Below are 15,731 nucleotides of genomic sequence, written 5' to 3' on the forward strand. Positions count from 1 at the left end.
CGGGAACCCCGTGGCGCCGCGGAGCGGTTGCCCGGCCGCCAGGATTTCAGGACACTCGGGTCAAAGCGCGCGGGTCAGGGTGCGCGATTCAGGACCCGCGGCCGGCCAAACTGCGTGCGCACTCCGGGCGAGAAGAGCACGGACTCCGGCGGCCTGCCGACCTCAATGCCGGCAGCGCGCACCAATTGATCCTCCAGCCGGGTCACGTGCGCCCGGTACAGAGGCCACGCGCCGTGCCCCTTGGAAAGCCAGTGGGGCAGCAGGGTCGCTGCGTGGCGACGAAGTCGACACGAGAGAGCCCGCCCCAATCCCTAGTGGTCGAAGAACACCAAGCTGGAATTGATGAGTTCTGCGATCACTTCGGGGTCGTAAGCCCGGCGGAGCGACTCGCGGAAGGACTCCTTCGACAGTGAACGTGCCAGGGTCGCGAGCACTTCGAGATGGTCGGAAAAGGAGCTCGCCGGAGTGGCGATGAGCAGAATCACGGTGGCCGGGCCGTCAGCGGCGCCGAAGTCGAGTGCCCTGCCGTATTTCGTGATGCCGACGGCGATGGAGGTCTGCGAGACGAGCTCGCTGCGGGCGTGCGGCAGTCCCACACCGCCGGGCAGCCCGGTGGCGAGCTGGTGCTCACGGGCGTTGACCTGCTTGAGGAAGCCCTCCAGATCGGAAATGCGGCCAGCCTCATACATGCGCTCTGCGAGCTGGGACGTGGCATCGAGCTTGTCCGTGGCGTCCAGTTCGAGGATCACCATCTCCGGCGTGGTGAGCTCGGCGTCGTACCGGTCCAGTGGTTCCGCCAAGAGATGTCCCTTCGAAGTGGCGTCAGTGCACGCCGGCCGGCAGTCATTTGACTAGCGTTGTGGTCCGCACTGCCGGCCGGAGCTGAGTCTCAGCGCAAGGGGACGATATCCTCCACGCCCAACCGTGCGGCATCGGCGGATTCGTCGTCCGGCTGCTGCTGGCTCAGGCGCTCGGCATCAACCCGGGCCAGATAGTGCTTGATTTCGCCCTCGCGCTGCGCATCACTCCAGCCGAGAACGTCTCCCATTAGTTTAGCGACTACCGGAGCGGCGGACACACCCCGGTCCCACGCCTCGATCGAAATTCGGGTGCGGCGGGTCAGTACGTCCTGGACGTGGCGGGCGCCCTCGTGCGTGGCGGCATAGACGGCCTCGGCGGCGAGGTAGTCATCCGCGCCCGGCAGCGGCTCGGCCAGTTCCGGGTTGCTGGCGATGAGGGCCAGCACCTCTGGAGCCATGGCGCCGTAACGGTTGAGCAAATGTTCGATCCGGGCCACGTGGACGCCGGTCTCCTCCGCCATCCGGTTCCGCTTGTTCCATGCGGCTTTGAAACCGCTGGCTCCAAGCAGCGGAATGGACTCCGTGCAGCTCGGCGGGACACGCTCGTCCATGCTGCGCGTTGCCTCGTCGACGGCGTCCTTGGCCATGACCCGGTAGGTGGTCCATTTCCCGCCGGCTACTACTACGAGCCCCGGCACGGGGTGGGCCACTACGTGTTCGCGGGACAGCTTGGCGGTGGAGTCGCTTTCCCCGGCCAGCAGCGGGCGTAGACCGGCGTAGACACCCTCGACGTCCTCCCGGGTCAGCGGCCGCTTGAGGACCTTGTTGACGTGTTCCAGGAGGTAGTCGATGTCCTTGCTGGAGGCGGCCGGGTGCGCCTTGTCGAGGTGCCAGTCGGTGTCCGTGGTTCCGATGATCCAGTGCCGGCCCCAGGGGATGACGAACAGCACGGACTTCTCGGTCCGCAGGATCAGCCCCACCGTGGACTGGATCCGGTCACGGGGTACCACGAGGTGGATGCCCTTGGAGGCGCGCACCTTGAGCTGTCCGCGGTCCGTCACCATGGCTTGGGTCTCGTCGGTCCAGACTCCGGTGGCGTTGATGACCTGCTTGGCCCGGATGTTGAAGCTCGAGCCGTCCTCGTGATTGACCACCTTGGCGCCGACCACGCGCTCACCTTCGCGCAGGAAGGCCACGACTGACATCTGGTTGACCGCGTGCGCGCCGTAGTATGCCGCGGTCCGGACGAGGTTGGCAACGTACTTAGCGTCGTCCACCTGGCCGTCGTAGTACCGGATGGAGCCCACGAAGGCGTCATCCTTCAGGCTCGGCGCGGCCCGCAGGGTCCCGCGGCGGGTCAGGTGCTTGTGGAACGGAACGCCGCGGCTGTGTCCGCCGGTGATGGACATGACGTCGTACAACGCGATCCCGGCACCGACGTAGGGGCGCTCAACGAAGTGCTTGGTCAGCGGGTAGAGGAACGGCACCGGCCGGGCCAGATGCGGGGCGAGGACGGAAAGGATGAGCCCGCGCTCGTGCAGCGCCTCCTTGACCAGGGCGAAGTCCAGCATCTCCAGGTAACGCAGGCCGCCGTGGATGAGCTTGGAGGACCTGGAGGAGGTGCCGGCCGCCCAGTCGTTGGCTTCGACGATGCCGACGCTGAGCCCACGAGTGATGGCGTCCAGGGCGGCGCCGGCGCCGACGATTCCTCCGCCCACGATCAGGATGTCTAGTTCCTTGCCCGGGTCGCCCGTGCCCTTCAGAAGCGCGATCGAAGCATCGCGCTCTGCGGGGCCGAGCGCACCTCCGGCCACGGGAGAACCGCCGGGAAAACTGTTCATGTCACGCCTCCATCCGGATCAAACCTCGTAGGGCACCAGACTACGTCCAAGTCTTCCGGATGGGCAGGGCCAATCACCTGCCAGAGTGGGGTTCAGTTCCCGGTGCCGGGTTCAGTCGTCTGTCCCGGGTTCAGTCTCCGGCGTACGTCAGAGTTCCCGGCGCCCGGTTCAGTTACCGGCGTACGGCGAGACGACGACGTCGACGCGCTGGAACTCTTTCAGGTCCGAATAGCCGGTGGTCGCCATCGAACGGCGCAGCGCACCGATCAGGTTCGAGGTGCCGTTGGTGTGGTGGCCCGGCCCGAACAGGACTTCCTCGAGCGGACCCACCGTTCCAACGTTGACCCTGTCGCCGCGGGGAAGTTCGAGGTGGTGGGCTTCCTGGCCCCAGTGCCAGCCCTTGCCGGGTGCTTCCTCGGCGCGGGCCAAGGCACTGCCCAGCATTACGGCGTCGGCGCCCATGGCGATGGCCTTGACGATGTCACCGGAGGTGCCCATGCCGCCGTCGGCGATCACGTGCACGTAGCGTCCGCCGGATTCATCCATGTAGTCCCGGCGGGCGGCCGCGACGTCGGAGATGGCCGAAGCCATGGGCGAATGGATGCCGAGCGCGCGGCGGGTGGTGGTGGTGGCTCCCCCGCCGAAGCCGACCAGGACGCCGGCGGCGCCGGTGCGCATGAGGTGCAGTGCCGGGGTGTAGCCGGCCGCCCCGCCGACGATCACGGGGACGTCGAGTTCGTAGATGAACTGCTTGAGGTTCAGCGGCTCGTGGTCCTTGGAGACGTGTTCGGCCGAGACGGTGGTTCCGCGGATGACGAAGATGTCGACGCCGGCAGCCACCACGGTCTTGTAGTGTTCCTGCGTGCGCTGCGGGGTGAGGGAGCCTGCGACGGTGACGCCGGCGGCGCGGATCTCCGCCAGGCGCGAGGTGATCAGCTCGGGCTGGATCGGCGCCTGGTAGAGCTCCTGCATGCGCCGGGTGACAGCGGGGCTGTTGGTCTCGTCCGCGAGGACCGCGATTTCGTCCAGGACGGACTGCGGGTCCTCGTACCGGGTCCACAGGCCTTCGAGGTCCAGGACGCCGAGGCCGCCGAGGCGGCCCAGGGCGATGACGGTTTCCGGCGACATGGCCGAATCCATCGGTGCCGCGATGACCGGCATGTCGAACTTGTAGGCATCGATCTGCCAGGAGACGGATACGTCCTTCGGGTCACGCGTGCGACGGTTGGGGACGATCGCAATGTCATCCAGGGAGTAGGCACGGCGCCCACGCTTGCCTCGGCCAATCTCAATCTCGTAAGTCACTGCTCTAGGTTATCCCAGGGCGCGGTTTTCCCCGTGAACGTGTCCCGCACGGCAGCGCAACGACCGCTGCCGACGTAAGGTGGCCGCATGGGTATGCGGTGGATCTTCGACGGGCACATCGCCGGGATCGGCACGACGTCGGGACTTCGTGCCGTGGTGGGGCTCTGGCAGGAGTCCCCGTTCGGCGCTTTCGCCGACGCCATGGTGGAACTGCCCTCCGGCCGGCGCATCCTGCTGGCCCCGACGGCAGAGGTGGCAGGATTCATCGCCGCCGTGTATAGCTTCGATGAAACCCGTGTGGTGGACATTGCCGTCCGGCACGCCGGCGGAACGCTGACGGTGGACGCCGGGCACCTGCTGTTTGAGGTTGCCCTCGGCGCCCGGACCGCGCTCGGCACGGCGGCACGGCTCATCCCCCGGCCCCTGGCCGTGCACCCGCGCTGGCTGCGCGCCGTCAGCCCCTTCGCGGGACTTCTCAGCCCCGGGGTGCGCACTGCCGGCACCGCCGGGGGCGGTCGGCGCGAGTACTACGGCGTCACCGATCTCCACCGCATCGACGCGGCGACGGTCAGCTGGGACGGGGTCGACGCCGGCGCGCTGGCAAAGGTCCTGCCCGCCGTCGGCTTCGGCTTCAGCAGCGTCCCGCCCGAACCGGGCATAGCCCGGGTGCGCACCACTGTGGAAGGCGCCCCAGTCACTCTCCGCTGATGTCCTCCGTGTCCGGGACCGTCAGCTGGGATTCGAACATCCGGAAATACCGGCCGCGCAGGGCCACGAGCTCGCGGTGCGTGCCCTGTTCCACGATCCGGCCGTCCTCGAGCATGTAGACGACGTCGGCCTTCTCGATCGTGGCCAGGCGGTGGCTGATGGCGATGATGGTGCTGCCGCGGTCCGCGAAGAGCCTCGTGAAGATCCGGTGTTCGGCCAGCGCGTCGATGGCCGACGTCGGCTCGTCCATCACCATGAATGAGGCGTTGCGGTAGAAGTTCCGTGCCATCGCCAGGCGCTGCCACTGCCCGCCGGACAGCCCGCTTCCCTTCCGTCCGCGCGGATCCTCCATCCAGTTGCTGACGTGGTTGTCCAGGCCGTTGGGCAGTTTGTTGATGAACTCCAGGGCCTCCGCATCCGCGGCGGCCCGGCGGATCATGCCGTCGTCGCGGGGCGAATCGACGTCGCCGAAGAAGATGTTCTCCGCCGCGGTGGCAAACTCGTACTTCAGGAATTCCTGGCTGAGCACCGCCAGGTGCCGGTGCCAGGACTTGACGTCGACGGCGGCGAGGTCGACACCGTCGAGCAGCACCTGCCCGGAATCGGGCCGGTAGAGGCCAGCCAGGATGCGGATCAGGGTGGACTTGCCCGCGCCGTTCTCCCCCACGATGGCGACGTGCTGGCCCTGCCGGATGGTCATTGAAATTCCGCGGATGACTTCAAGGTCGCTGCCGGTGTACGTGAAGTGGATGTCCCGCAGTTCCACACTCTTCGGCGCCTCCAGCAGGGGCGGGGCGTGGCTGGAATGCACGGGCAGTGCCATGAACAGTTCGTAGTCCTTGAGGTTCGCCAGGTCCTCGTCGATCGAGCTGAGCGAGGAGACCAGGCTGTTGGCCGTGGACAGGGCGCGGCTGACAATCTGCTGGACATAGAGGAACTGCCCCACCGGCTGGGCGTGGGCGATGATCTGGCCCACTACCCAGATCAGGGAAACGACTTCCGCACCGTACTGGAGGGCATCGGCCGCGAGCTGTTTGGGGATGTAGCGCTTCTGGAAGTCCAGCCGGCGCTTCTCGTCGGCGTCCCGGAGCCTCGAGCGCAGCCCCATCAGGTAGCCGACGATTCCGTAGAGCCGCATCTCGGCGATGTGCTGCGGGCGGAGGAGGTTGGTTTCAATCATCCTGCGCTGCCGGCGCGAGTCCACCTGCGTGTTCCAGTGCGCGATTTGTTCGCGGGAGAGTTTGAACTGCAGGTAGACGCTGGGGACGATCGCGATCAGGACGATCACGGCTATCCACCAACTGACCAGCAGCAGCGCGCCGATGGCGAGGAGAACCGAGACGAGCTGGGTGAAGATCGCGGCGATCCGGTCAAGGACCCGTGCGTAGGAATCGGAGAAGCGCTTGGCGCGGTCGTACAGGTCCACCGTCTCTTTGTCGTCGTAGCGCCAGAAGTCCAGGGTGAGGAATCGCTCGTACATCAGATCACCGACGATCGCGCCGACCCGGAAGCTCATGAGCTGCTGGATGTAGCGGTCCACGCTGCTGAACGCGCCCCAGAAGAGCCCGAGGGCCGCGGTGATGATGACGTAAATGATGGCCTGCCGGCCAGCGTCGGTGTTGCCCGCGTAGGCGGCAGCCAGCGCCGTCGTGGTCAGGGCGGCGAAGTAGGTGGTGACGAGCGGCAGGAGCGCCGAGATCAGCGAGCCGAGGACTTTCATCACGACGGCGGCCGGTGAGGCCTGGAAGCTCACCCGCAGAACCTGCGCCACGGCGCGAGCGTAGGGCTTCAGCGCAAGCTTGCGCTTCGGCTCACGTGCGGGCAGGAGTTCAGACATGCCTCCAGCCTAGTTCCGGGACCCGGAGGTGGCGGGTACGGAGACTGCGGGTGCGGCACCGGTGGGGCGGCGCCGCCCCGGGTGAAGCCGGGCGCCCACAAACGGGTAAGCCCGCCGAAACTGCAGTTTCGGCGGGCTTACCCGTTTCACAGCGGAGAGTCCTAGCGCGAACCGTAGTTCGGGGCTTCGACGGTCATCTGGATGTCGTGCGGGTGCGATTCCTTGAGTCCGGCCGCGGTGATGCGGACGAACTTGCCGCGGGCCTTGAGCTCGGCGACGGTGGGGGCGCCGGTGTAGAACATCGTCTGGCGGAGGCCGCCGACCAGCTGGTACGCCACCGAGGACAACGGACCGCGGTAGGCGACTCGGCCTTCGATGCCCTCCGGGATGAGCTTGTCATCGCCGGACACGTCGGCCTGGAAATACCGGTCCTTGGAGTAGGAGGTGTTCTTGCCACGGGTCTGCATGGCGCCCAGGGAGCCCATGCCGCGGTAGCTCTTGAACTGCTTGCCGTTGACGAAGATCAGCTCGCCCGGGGATTCGTCGCAGCCGGCCAGGAGGGAGCCGAGCATCACGGTGTCGGCACCGGCGACCAGCGCCTTGCCGATGTCGCCCGAGTACTGCAGGCCGCCGTCGGCGATCAGCGGGACGCCGGCCGGGATGGCCGCTTTCGCCGATTCGTAGATGGCGGTGATCTGGGGGACGCCGACGCCGGCAACCACACGGGTGGTGCAGATGGACCCGGGGCCGACGCCGACCTTGATGCCGTCGGCACCGGCGTCGATCAGGGCCTGGGCACCTTCGCGGGTGGCGGCCTGGCCGCCGATGATGTCCACGTGCGCCGCGGCGGGCTCGGCCTTGAGCCGGCGGATCATTTCCAGCACGCCCTGGGAGTGGCCGTTCGCGGTGTCCACGAACAGGGCATCCACACCGGCGTCAACGAGCGTCATGGCACGCTCCCAGCCGTCGCCGAAGAAGCCGATGGCCGCACCGACGCGCAGGCGGCCTGCCTCGTCCTTGGTGGCGAGCGGGTACTGCTCGGCTTTGGTGAAGTCCTTGGTGGTGATGAGGCCCTGGAGCCGGCCCTGCTCGTCAACGAGCGGGAGCTTCTCGATCTTGTTCGTGGCCAGCTTGTGCGAGGCTTCCTCGCGGCTGATGCCGACGTGCCCGGTGACCAGCGGCATCTTGGTCATGACGTCACTGACCAGCCGGAGCGGGAAGTCCGACTCCGGCACGAACCGGGTGTCGCGGTTGGTGACGATGCCCAGCAGCCTGTTGCCTTCGTCCACCACCGGGAGCCCTGAGACGCGGTAGCGTGCGCAGATCTCGTCGAGCTCAGCCAGCGTGGCTTCGGGTCCGATGGTCAGGGGGTTGGTGATCATGCCGGATTCGCTGCGCTTGACCCGGTCCACCTGGTCGGCCTGATCGGCGATGGAAAGGTTGCGGTGCACGACGCCGAGGCCGCCCTGGCGCGCCATGGCGATGGCCATCCGGGACTCCGTGACGGTGTCCATCGCGGCGGACAGCAACGGGGTCTGGACCGTGATGCGCTTGGAAATCCGGGAGGACGTGTCCGCCTCGGAGGGGATCACGTCGGTGTGGCCGGGCAGGAGCAGGACGTCATCGTACGTCAGGCCGATAAAGCCGAAGGGGTTGTGTTCGGGCTGGGTCATGAGTGCGCCTCTTACCTTGGGTTACGGGGTTCACGGGTAGGGGTTGCAACAGATGACCAGCCAGTCATTACGGGTCTGGTCTGTGCAGAAGGGTTGAATAAATAGTAGAACCTTGACGGCGATAGCCATATTCCGGGGCGGTAATGTGCGCCTCAATGTGAGCCGCCCCATGCCGGGCGGCCGCCGGAGGCTCCCGGTGCCGGCCCGGCGCGGGGCCCTACTTCCAGCCGGTGGCAGCCAGGAGCCGCTGTTCGAACATGGGGATCATGGTCTGAACGTAGGTCTTGGTCAGGTGGTTGTCGTCCTTGTAGACGTACACGTTGCCGACGACCGCGGGGCAGACCCCGTTCGCGCAGATGAAATCGCTCATGTCCATGAGGTGCAGGCCGGGCACCTTGCCACGGTAGGCGTCCAACGGCGAGGACCCCGCGAGCGACTCCTGCTCGGGCACGTTGCACTCCGCGGCACCCTCGCCGTTCTTCTGGACGCATTCGGGCATGTTGATGTTGAAGCGGGGGTTGTCGCGGATCCCCACGACGTCCATGCCGGCGTCGGTGAAGGGTTTGATGCCTTCAAGGTACTGCGGCACCTCGGTCTCGAACGGCGCTTCCTTGTGGGTCAGGGACGCAACCGTGAAGACGGCGTCGGGGTGGTGGTCCAGGACGTACTGCGCGCTGGCCTTGTTGAAGGCGTTGCAGTCCGCGTCCCGCTCCGGTGACTCCCCGCCGAAGCGGCAGTTGCCTTTCAGGAGCGTGACGACTTCCCAGCCGTGGCTCTTCGCGATGGGGCCCAGCGCCGCCATGTACTGCTGGGCATGGGAGTCGCCAAGCACCACGATCCGCTTCGTGACCTTCTCGGGCTTGTTGTTCTGCAGGCAGCCCTGCAGCAGGGGGTCGCTGGGGACGTTCTCGTCCGTGCATAGCCCGTCGATGTCGGCCCACTCATTCTTCATCGCCGCCGGCGCGGGGATGATCTTCGCGTCCGGGGTGGGTTTGCCGGCGTTCTCCGGGGCCAGGGCGGCCGCCCCGGGCGTCAGTTCCTTGGGCTGGGACGCCGCCGCGGCCTCGTCGGCCACGAGCCTGCTCTGCCAGACCGCGACCGGACCTGCCAGCAGGGCACCGCAGGCGGCAATCACGACGGCGGTGCGCCAGGCACGGCGCTTCGGCCAGTGCCATTCGCGCAGCGGCTTCTCGACGAAACGGGTGGTGAGAACTGCCAAAACGATGGACACGCCGACGATGCACAGCCCCTGGACAAGGTTCGGCGCCGTGATGCCCGCCCCGGCAAGGGCCAGGACCAGCAGCGGCCAGTGCCAGAGGTACAGCGCATAGGAGTTGTCTCCCAGCGACACCAGCGGCTTCCAGGTCAGGAGACGGTCCACGCCGAAGCGGCTGCCGCTTTGTCCGGCGGTAATGATCGCGGCGGCGGCCAGCGTGGGCCACAGCGCGATGAAGCCGGGAAACGAACGGTCCACGGTCAGCAGCAACCCGCAGGACAGCATGGCCACCAAGCCGGCCCAGCCCAGCACGACGCGCAGGATCCTGCCGGGCTTCAGATATGGCAGGGCGAGGGCCAGGAGGGAGCCGAGGGCGAATTCCCAGAGTCGGGCGCCGGTGTCGAAGTAGGCGTGGGCCTGGTTGGTGGCGGTCTGCTGGATCGAGTAGACGAGCGACACGGCGAAGATGGCGCCGAAGGCAGCGGTCAGCAGGGACCGGTAACTAAGCAGGGCGCGGTCCTCGCCGGTCCAGCGCCGGAGTAGTCGGGAAAGAAGAGCCGTGCCGGCAAATACGAGGGGCCAGAGCACGAACACCTGTCCCTGGATCGACAGCGACCAGAAGTGCTGGAGCGGGCTCGCGCCCGAATGGTCCTGGGCGTAGTAGTCGACTGCGCTGTCGGCCAGGAGCCAGTTCTGCCGGTATAGCAGGGAGGCCCACGCCTGATCGAGGATGTCCGGCCAGCGGCTCTGAGGCAGGATGGCCCAGGTGCCGGCGAGTACGGCGAGCACCACCACGACGACGGCGGGCAGCAGTCGCTTGAGCAGGTGCAGCCAGTGGCTCAGGAGCCGCAGGGGGGCACCGGATTCGACCTTCCGCGTGAAGCTGAGGGTCATCAGGAATGCTGAAATGAGAAGGAAGATGTCCACACCGCCGGAGACCCGGCCCAGCCACACGTGGTACGTGACCACCATGAGGACGGCAAGGGCGCGAAGGCCCTGGACCTCGGGTCGGTAGCTGGTTTTTCGGCTCGCCGGAGAACCCGCATCCGCTGTTGGCGGGGTGGCTATGGTTCGCTCGTTCGACACTAAAAAACCCTTCAGGCCGGCTTCCAAAGGATCAATGTTACCGAACCGTAACTTTCTTTGCCAGTCACAGGGCGCTAGTGGGAGCGCGGGCGGGGGCGTCCACGGGGTGCTTCGTTGGAGTCCTGGGGCGGCTGCGGGCGGCGTTGGACTCCACCGGCCGCGGCGCGGAAGCTAGGCTGGTGCGAGTCTGAGGAGGCCGCTTAGTGATTGTGCAGCTGCGCATTTGTGTTCCGGGTGATTTGTCCGGAGTTGTTGTCGAAAGATGTGCCGATCATCTCGGCGTCGCGGAAATCGCCGTGGACAAGGGCGCCTCGGTCATGCCGCCCGGGGACGTTGTCCAGGTCCTGCTCGCCCGCGAATCCGTGGAGACGCTCATGGAGAAGCTCCAGGTCCTCGACATACATAAGCGCGGATCGATTTCGGTCAACCTGCCGGATCTTGTGCTTTCGGACCGGGCCGACCGGGCGGAGGCCGAGGCCCCCGGTGAGGGCGCGGACGCGGTCATCTGGGAAGAGGTGTCGCGCCAGAGCGGCGAAGATTCGCGCCTCACGTGGAGTTTTCTGGCATTCCTGGTCCTGGCCACCCAGCTGGCGGCCATCGGCATCGTCACGGACTCCACAATCGCGATTGTCGGCGCCATGGCCGTGGGCCCTGAGTTCGGCCCGCTGGCTGCGCTGGCTGTGGCTCTGGTCCGGCGCGAGCGACGGCTCGGACGCGACGCGGCGCTGGCCCTCGGCGTCGGCTTTCCGGTCGCGATGCTGGCCGCGGCACTGACCGCGTGGCTGTCCGTGCCGCTCGGACTGTTTCCCAAGGACGCGCTGGACCACGGTTCTGCGGTTGAATTCATCTACCATCCGGGGCCATACTCGCTGATTGTCGCGGTGCTGGCTGGAACGGCCGGGATGCTGTCGGTGATCAGCCGGCGCTCGGCGGCGCTGATTGGCGTGTTTATCTCCGTCACCACGGTGCCGGCGGCGGGGTTTGTGGCCGTGGCACTGGTCCTGGGCGAGTATCAGAAGGCGGCCGGTTCCGCCCTTCAGCTATTCCTGAACCTGGTGGGGATTGTGGTGTCCGGCGTCGGGGTGTTGCTTTTCTACCGGGTGGTGGCCAAACGGCGGCCGCCGGAGGCTACGCTGCGGCGCAAGTCTGCGGGCACCCGCCGCTGACGGACTGGCTGACGGCCCGGTGCTGACGGACTGACCGCCAGACTGGCTGGCGGCCGGGCCGGGCCGGGGTCAGCCAGTCAGTTAGGCAACGGCAGCAGGTTCCTCACTCGGCGGCCCACCCGGTAGCCGCCAGGAACTGAGCCTCAAAGTAGGGCGTGAGGCTCTCCATGTAGGTCCTGGTGACGTGGTTGTCATCCTTGTAGACCATCACGTTGCCGATGACGGCCGGGCAGACCTCGTCCTGGCAGAAGTACTGGCTGAAGTCCAGAAACTTGGTGGCCGGCAGCTGCGCGGCCACGGAGGCATCGGGCGACGCGGGCTGATAGTTCTCCGCCGTCTTCGATCCGCAGGCTGCGTAGTTGTTGGGGTTCTTCTCCAGGCAGGCCGGGACGGCCTCGTGCATGCGCGGGGTGTCGCGCAACGCCACGACGGGGATGCCGGCGTCGTTGATGGACTTGATCGGCGGAACCCACCCCGGGTCCATGAACTCCGTGGACGTCGGATCCGGGTCGGTCCGGGTGCTGGTTGTCACCACAAGGTCCGGCTTCATGGCCAGCACCTTCTTGAGGGTGTCCTTGTTGAAGTCCAGGCAGCCTTCCGAGAGCCCCGGGGCCGGGCCGACCGTCACAGGGCAGTAACCCTTGGTGATGGCTTCGACCTTCCACCCGTACTTGTCGGCCAGAGTGAGAATGGGGGTCGCCCAGACGTGGGCGTGCGAGTTGCCGATGATCACCACGGTCTTGGCGGCGTTCTGTTTGCCGTTGGTGCAAATGTTGGTGAGGGCCTTCTCGTCCGACGTGCAGCCGCCTGCGTAGCGGGGCCATTCATCAGCCGCCGTGGCGAGGGTGGGAAGGAGGGGAGCGGATTTGTCGGCCCCGCCGACGTAGGCCGGGTCCAGCGAACGTGCACCCGGATTATTGACCCAGGCCTGGCTTGACGCCGCGGCAAGGGCGTAGTTGATCTGGAGTTGCCAGGCCGCCAGCGGCACGGCGGCGATGGCCGCGGCCGCGGCGATGGCGATGAGGGCGCGGCGGCGTTTGAGCTCCGGCCACTTCCACCCCCGCCAGGGCTTCTCAACGAAGCGGGTGGTGAGGTAGGCGAGCACCATCGAAACGGCCACGATGATGCTGCCCGTGATCGGCCCCGCGCGGTCCTTGTCCGTCGCGGTCAGCGAGATGACCAGGACCGGCCAGTGCCACAAGTACAACGCGTAGGACATGTCTCCCAGCCGGACCAGAGGCCCCGAGCTGAGGAACCGGTCAACGCCAAGCTTGCTGCCGGTCTGGCCAGCGACGATCACACAGGCCGCGGCCAAGGTGGGCCAGAGTGCCACGAACCCGGGGAAGGAGGCCTGGACATTAAGCAGGAGGCCGCAGCTGAGCATGGCCACAATGCCCAGCCAGCCGAGCGCCAAGCGCCAGCTCCGGGGAAGCCGCAGGGAGGGAAGGGCCAGAGCCACAAGGGTGCCCAGCGCAAACTCCCATAGCCGCGCGCCGGTATCGAAGTACGCTTCCGTCTGCTCCGCCTTGGTGAAGAGGATGGAGTAGATCAGCGAACCGAGGAAAATCAAGGCGAAGATGTAGCACAGCAGCACGCGGTAGCGGAGCCGGAAGCGCCTGGCGACGAGTGCGGCTCCCGCGAAGATGAGCGGCCACAGGATGAAAATCTGCCCCTGGATCGAGAGGGACCAGAAGTGCTGGAAGGGGCTGGCCTGGCTGTGGTCCGAGGCGTAGTAGTCCGTGGCCTGGGACTGCAGGAGCCAGTTCTCGACATAGGACAGGGAGGCCCAGCCCTGCGAGATCACTTCCAGCCAGCGGGTCCGGGGAAGGAACAGGATGCTTGCGGCAATGACGGCCACGATGACGGTGACGGCAGCCGGGACGAGGCGCCGGAAGAGGTGCAGCCAATGCTTGAGCAGGGCCATGGGTCGGCCCTGCTCGTAACGGCCGACGAACTGCAGCGTCATGAGGAACGCCGAGATCAGCAAGAACACGTCCACACCGCCGGAGACCCGCCCCAACCAGATGTGGTAGCTCATGACCATCAGCACGGCCAAGGACCGGAGCCCCTGAATTTCGGGCCTGAAGGTGGACTTTCGGCCGGCCTGGGGCGCGCCGTCGGATCGGGCAGGCGCGGGTAGGGTTCTTTGCTGTGTCATAGAAAAACCCCTCAAACCGGTAACCAAAACGTCTATGTTATCCAACCGTAATGTTCATGGCCAATCGTCGCGGCGGGCATAGAACTCTATTCAGTCATGCCAAGGTGTGAGTTTCCAGTGAATTGTCAGCATGAAGGCAGCACGTCCCGACTGAGTCGCGCCTGAGTCGCGCCTGGACTTGGCGCACCTCGGGAGCATTTTCGCGGCAGTCCCCGGGCGCAAAAGCAGGACCCGGGCACAAAAAAGGGACGGCCCGGCAAGTTGCCGGGCCGTCCCCTGTGCGGGCCGAAATTAGTGCTGGTGGCCTGCGTGCTCGTCTTCGTCGGCCGGCTTCTCCACCACGAGGGTTTCCGTGGTGAGGACCAGCGCAGCGATGGAAGCCGCGTTGCGCAGGGCCGCACGGGTCACCTTGACGGGGTCGATCACGCCGGCGGCGATCAGGTCTTCGTACTCGCCGGACTTGGCGTTGAAGCCCTGGTTGACGGCGGATTCTGCCACCTTGGCAACAACCACATAGCCGTCGAAGCCGGCGTTCTGGGCGATCCAGCGCAGCGGCTGGGTCAGGGCCCGGCGGACGATGCCGACGGCGGCAGCCGCGTCACCTTCGAGAGCCTGGACGGCTGCGTCCTCGTCGAGGGCCTTCAGCGCGTGGATGAGGGCGGACCCGCCACCGGCGACGATGCCTTCTTCAAGGGCGGCGCGGGTCGAGGACACTGCATCCTCGATGCGGTGCTTCTTTTCCTTCAGCTCAACCTCGGTGGCAGCGCCAACCTTGATCACGCCAATGCCGCCGGCCAGCTTGGCCAGGCGTTCCTGCAGCTTTTCCTTGTCCCAGTCGGAATCCGTGCGGGTCAGCTCGGCGCGCAGCTGGGCAACACGCGCGGCGACGTCCTCGGCCGAACCGGCGCCGTCGACGATCGTGGTGTTGTCCTTGGTGACCGTGATGCGGCGGGCGGTGCCGAGCACCTCAAGGCCAACGGAATCCAGGCTCAGGCCCAGCTCCGGGGAGACAACCTGTGCACCCGTGAGAGTCGCGATGTCCTGCAGCATGGCCTTGCGGCGGTCGCCGAAGCCCGGGGCCTTGACGGCGACGACGTTCAGGGTGCCGCGGATGCGGTTGACGATGAGCGTGGACAGGGCCTCGCCCTCGACGTCTTCGGCAATGATGAAGAGCGGCTTGGAGCTCTGCAGCGCCTTTTCCAGCAGCGGCAGGAATTCCTGCACCGAGGAGATCTTGCCCTGGTTGATCAGGATCAGGGCGTCCTCGAGGACAGCTTCCTGGCGTTCCGCGTCCGTGACGAAGTACGGGGAGAGGTAGCCCTTGTCGAACTGCATGCCCTCGGTGAGGACCAGTTCTGTCTGTGTGGTGGAAGATTCCTCGATGGTGATCACACCATCCTTGCCGACCTTGCCGAACGCCTCGGCCAGGAGCTCGCCGACCTCGTCGCTCTGGGCGGAGATGGCGGCAACGTTGGCAACCTGCGTGCCTTCGACCGGGCGGGCGTTTTCCAACAGGCGGGCAGCGACGGCCTCGACCGAAACCTCGATGCCACGCTTGATCTCGCCCGGGGCGGCGCCTGCCGCAACATTGCGCAGGCCTTCCTTGACCAGGGCCTGGGCCAGCACGGTGGCGGTGGTGGTGCCGTCGCCGGCAACATCGTTGGTCTTGGTGGCGACCTCCTTGGCAAGCTGCGCGCCAAGGTTTTCGTAGGGGTCGTCGAGCTCGATTTCACGGGCGATGGTCACACCATCGTTAGTGATCGTGGGAGCGCCCCACTTCTTGTCCAGCACGACATTGCGGCCGCGCGGGCCCAGCGTGACCTTGACGGTGTTGGCGAGCTTATCGATGCCGGCTTCAAGCGACCGGCGGGCAGTGTCGTTAAACGCAAGCTGCTTTGCCATGGTTTTGTCCTTTCAAGACAGAACCCCGCGCAACTGATC

10 protein-coding genes are annotated in these 15,731 nt (G+C 66.5%); 2 read left to right on the plus strand and 8 right to left on the minus strand.

Features of this window, described 5'->3' with window-relative positions; translation table 11 throughout:
- Positions 1-311: 311 nt before the first annotated feature.
- From C9424_RS00565 to C9424_RS00575, 3 genes are all read right to left on the minus strand, one after another.
- Positions 312-800, minus strand: a complete 489-nt coding sequence (locus C9424_RS00565; RefSeq protein WP_091252102.1) for a PTS sugar transporter subunit IIA — start codon at positions 798-800, stop codon at positions 312-314.
- 89 nt (positions 801-889) lie between these two features.
- Positions 890-2,641, minus strand: a complete 1,752-nt coding sequence (locus C9424_RS00570; protein ID WP_116765044.1) for a glycerol-3-phosphate dehydrogenase/oxidase — start codon at positions 2,639-2,641, stop codon at positions 890-892.
- Positions 2,642-2,809: 168 nt separating this feature from the next.
- A complete protein-coding gene (locus tag C9424_RS00575) occupies positions 2,810-3,946 on the minus strand; it encodes a GuaB3 family IMP dehydrogenase-related protein (RefSeq protein ID WP_091252098.1) in 1,137 nt (378 codons plus the stop codon).
- Positions 3,947-4,033: 87 nt separating this feature from the next.
- On the opposite strand from C9424_RS00575, the gene C9424_RS00580 reads away from it, so the two are divergent.
- Positions 4,034-4,654: a hypothetical protein gene (locus tag C9424_RS00580; protein ID WP_116765045.1), complete on the plus strand. Its 621-nt coding sequence runs from the start codon at positions 4,034-4,036 to the stop codon at positions 4,652-4,654.
- Here C9424_RS00580 and C9424_RS00585 read toward each other — a convergent pair.
- The 3 genes from C9424_RS00585 to C9424_RS00595 all read right to left on the minus strand — a co-directional run bounded on the left by C9424_RS00585 (position 4,641) and on the right by C9424_RS00595 (position 10,466).
- Entirely contained in the window at positions 4,641-6,491 is a 1,851-nt protein-coding gene (locus C9424_RS00585; RefSeq protein WP_116765046.1) for an ABC transporter ATP-binding protein, read from the minus strand. The two genes, C9424_RS00580 and C9424_RS00585, sit on opposite strands and share 14 nt — an antisense overlap.
- A 161-nt stretch (positions 6,492-6,652) precedes the next feature.
- Positions 6,653-8,164: an IMP dehydrogenase gene (gene guaB / locus C9424_RS00590; RefSeq protein ID WP_116765047.1), complete on the minus strand. Its 1,512-nt coding sequence runs from the start codon at positions 8,162-8,164 to the stop codon at positions 6,653-6,655.
- 217 nt (positions 8,165-8,381) lie between these two features.
- Complete coding sequence (locus C9424_RS00595) at positions 8,382-10,466, minus strand: acyltransferase family protein (RefSeq protein WP_202615721.1); 2,085 nt, start codon at positions 10,464-10,466, stop codon at positions 8,382-8,384.
- Positions 10,467-10,669: 203 nt separating this feature from the next.
- Here C9424_RS00595 and C9424_RS00600 point away from each other — a divergent pair, with 203 nt between their 5' ends.
- Positions 10,670-11,632, plus strand: a complete 963-nt coding sequence (locus C9424_RS00600; RefSeq protein ID WP_116765048.1) for a DUF389 domain-containing protein — start codon at positions 10,670-10,672, stop codon at positions 11,630-11,632.
- A 103-nt stretch (positions 11,633-11,735) separates the two neighbouring features.
- Here C9424_RS00600 and C9424_RS00605 read toward each other — a convergent pair whose 3' ends face one another.
- A complete protein-coding gene (locus C9424_RS00605; protein ID WP_116765049.1) occupies positions 11,736-13,790 on the minus strand; it encodes an acyltransferase family protein in 2,055 nt (684 codons plus the stop codon).
- Positions 13,791-14,081: 291 nt separating this feature from the next.
- Entirely contained in the window at positions 14,082-15,692 is a 1,611-nt protein-coding gene (groL, locus tag C9424_RS00610; RefSeq protein WP_116765050.1) for a chaperonin GroEL, read from the minus strand.
- Positions 15,693-15,731 lie beyond the last annotated feature (39 nt).

This window comes from Arthrobacter sp. H-02-3 (assembly GCF_003097355.1).
Taxonomy (GTDB): domain Bacteria; phylum Actinomycetota; class Actinomycetes; order Actinomycetales; family Micrococcaceae; genus Arthrobacter; species Arthrobacter humicola.

Bases quoted from the DNA above. Each gene is read 5' to 3' on its own strand.
- C9424_RS00570 (WP_116765044.1), bottom strand. From the start codon at position 2,641: ATGAACAGTTTTCCCGGCGGTTCTCCCGTGGCCGGAGGTGCGCTCGGC.
- groL (WP_116765050.1), bottom strand. From the start codon at position 15,692: ATGGCAAAGCAGCTTGCGTTTAACGACACTGCCCGCCGGTCGCTTGAA.
- C9424_RS00580 (WP_116765045.1), top strand. From the start codon at position 4,034: ATGGGTATGCGGTGGATCTTCGACGGGCACATCGCCGGGATCGGCACG.
- C9424_RS00605 (WP_116765049.1), bottom strand. From the start codon at position 13,790: ATGACACAGCAAAGAACCCTACCCGCGCCTGCCCGATCCGACGGCGCG.
- guaB (WP_116765047.1), bottom strand. From the start codon at position 8,164: ATGACCCAGCCCGAACACAACCCCTTCGGCTTTATCGGCCTGACGTAC.
- C9424_RS00585 (WP_116765046.1), bottom strand. From the start codon at position 6,491: ATGTCTGAACTCCTGCCCGCACGTGAGCCGAAGCGCAAGCTTGCGCTG.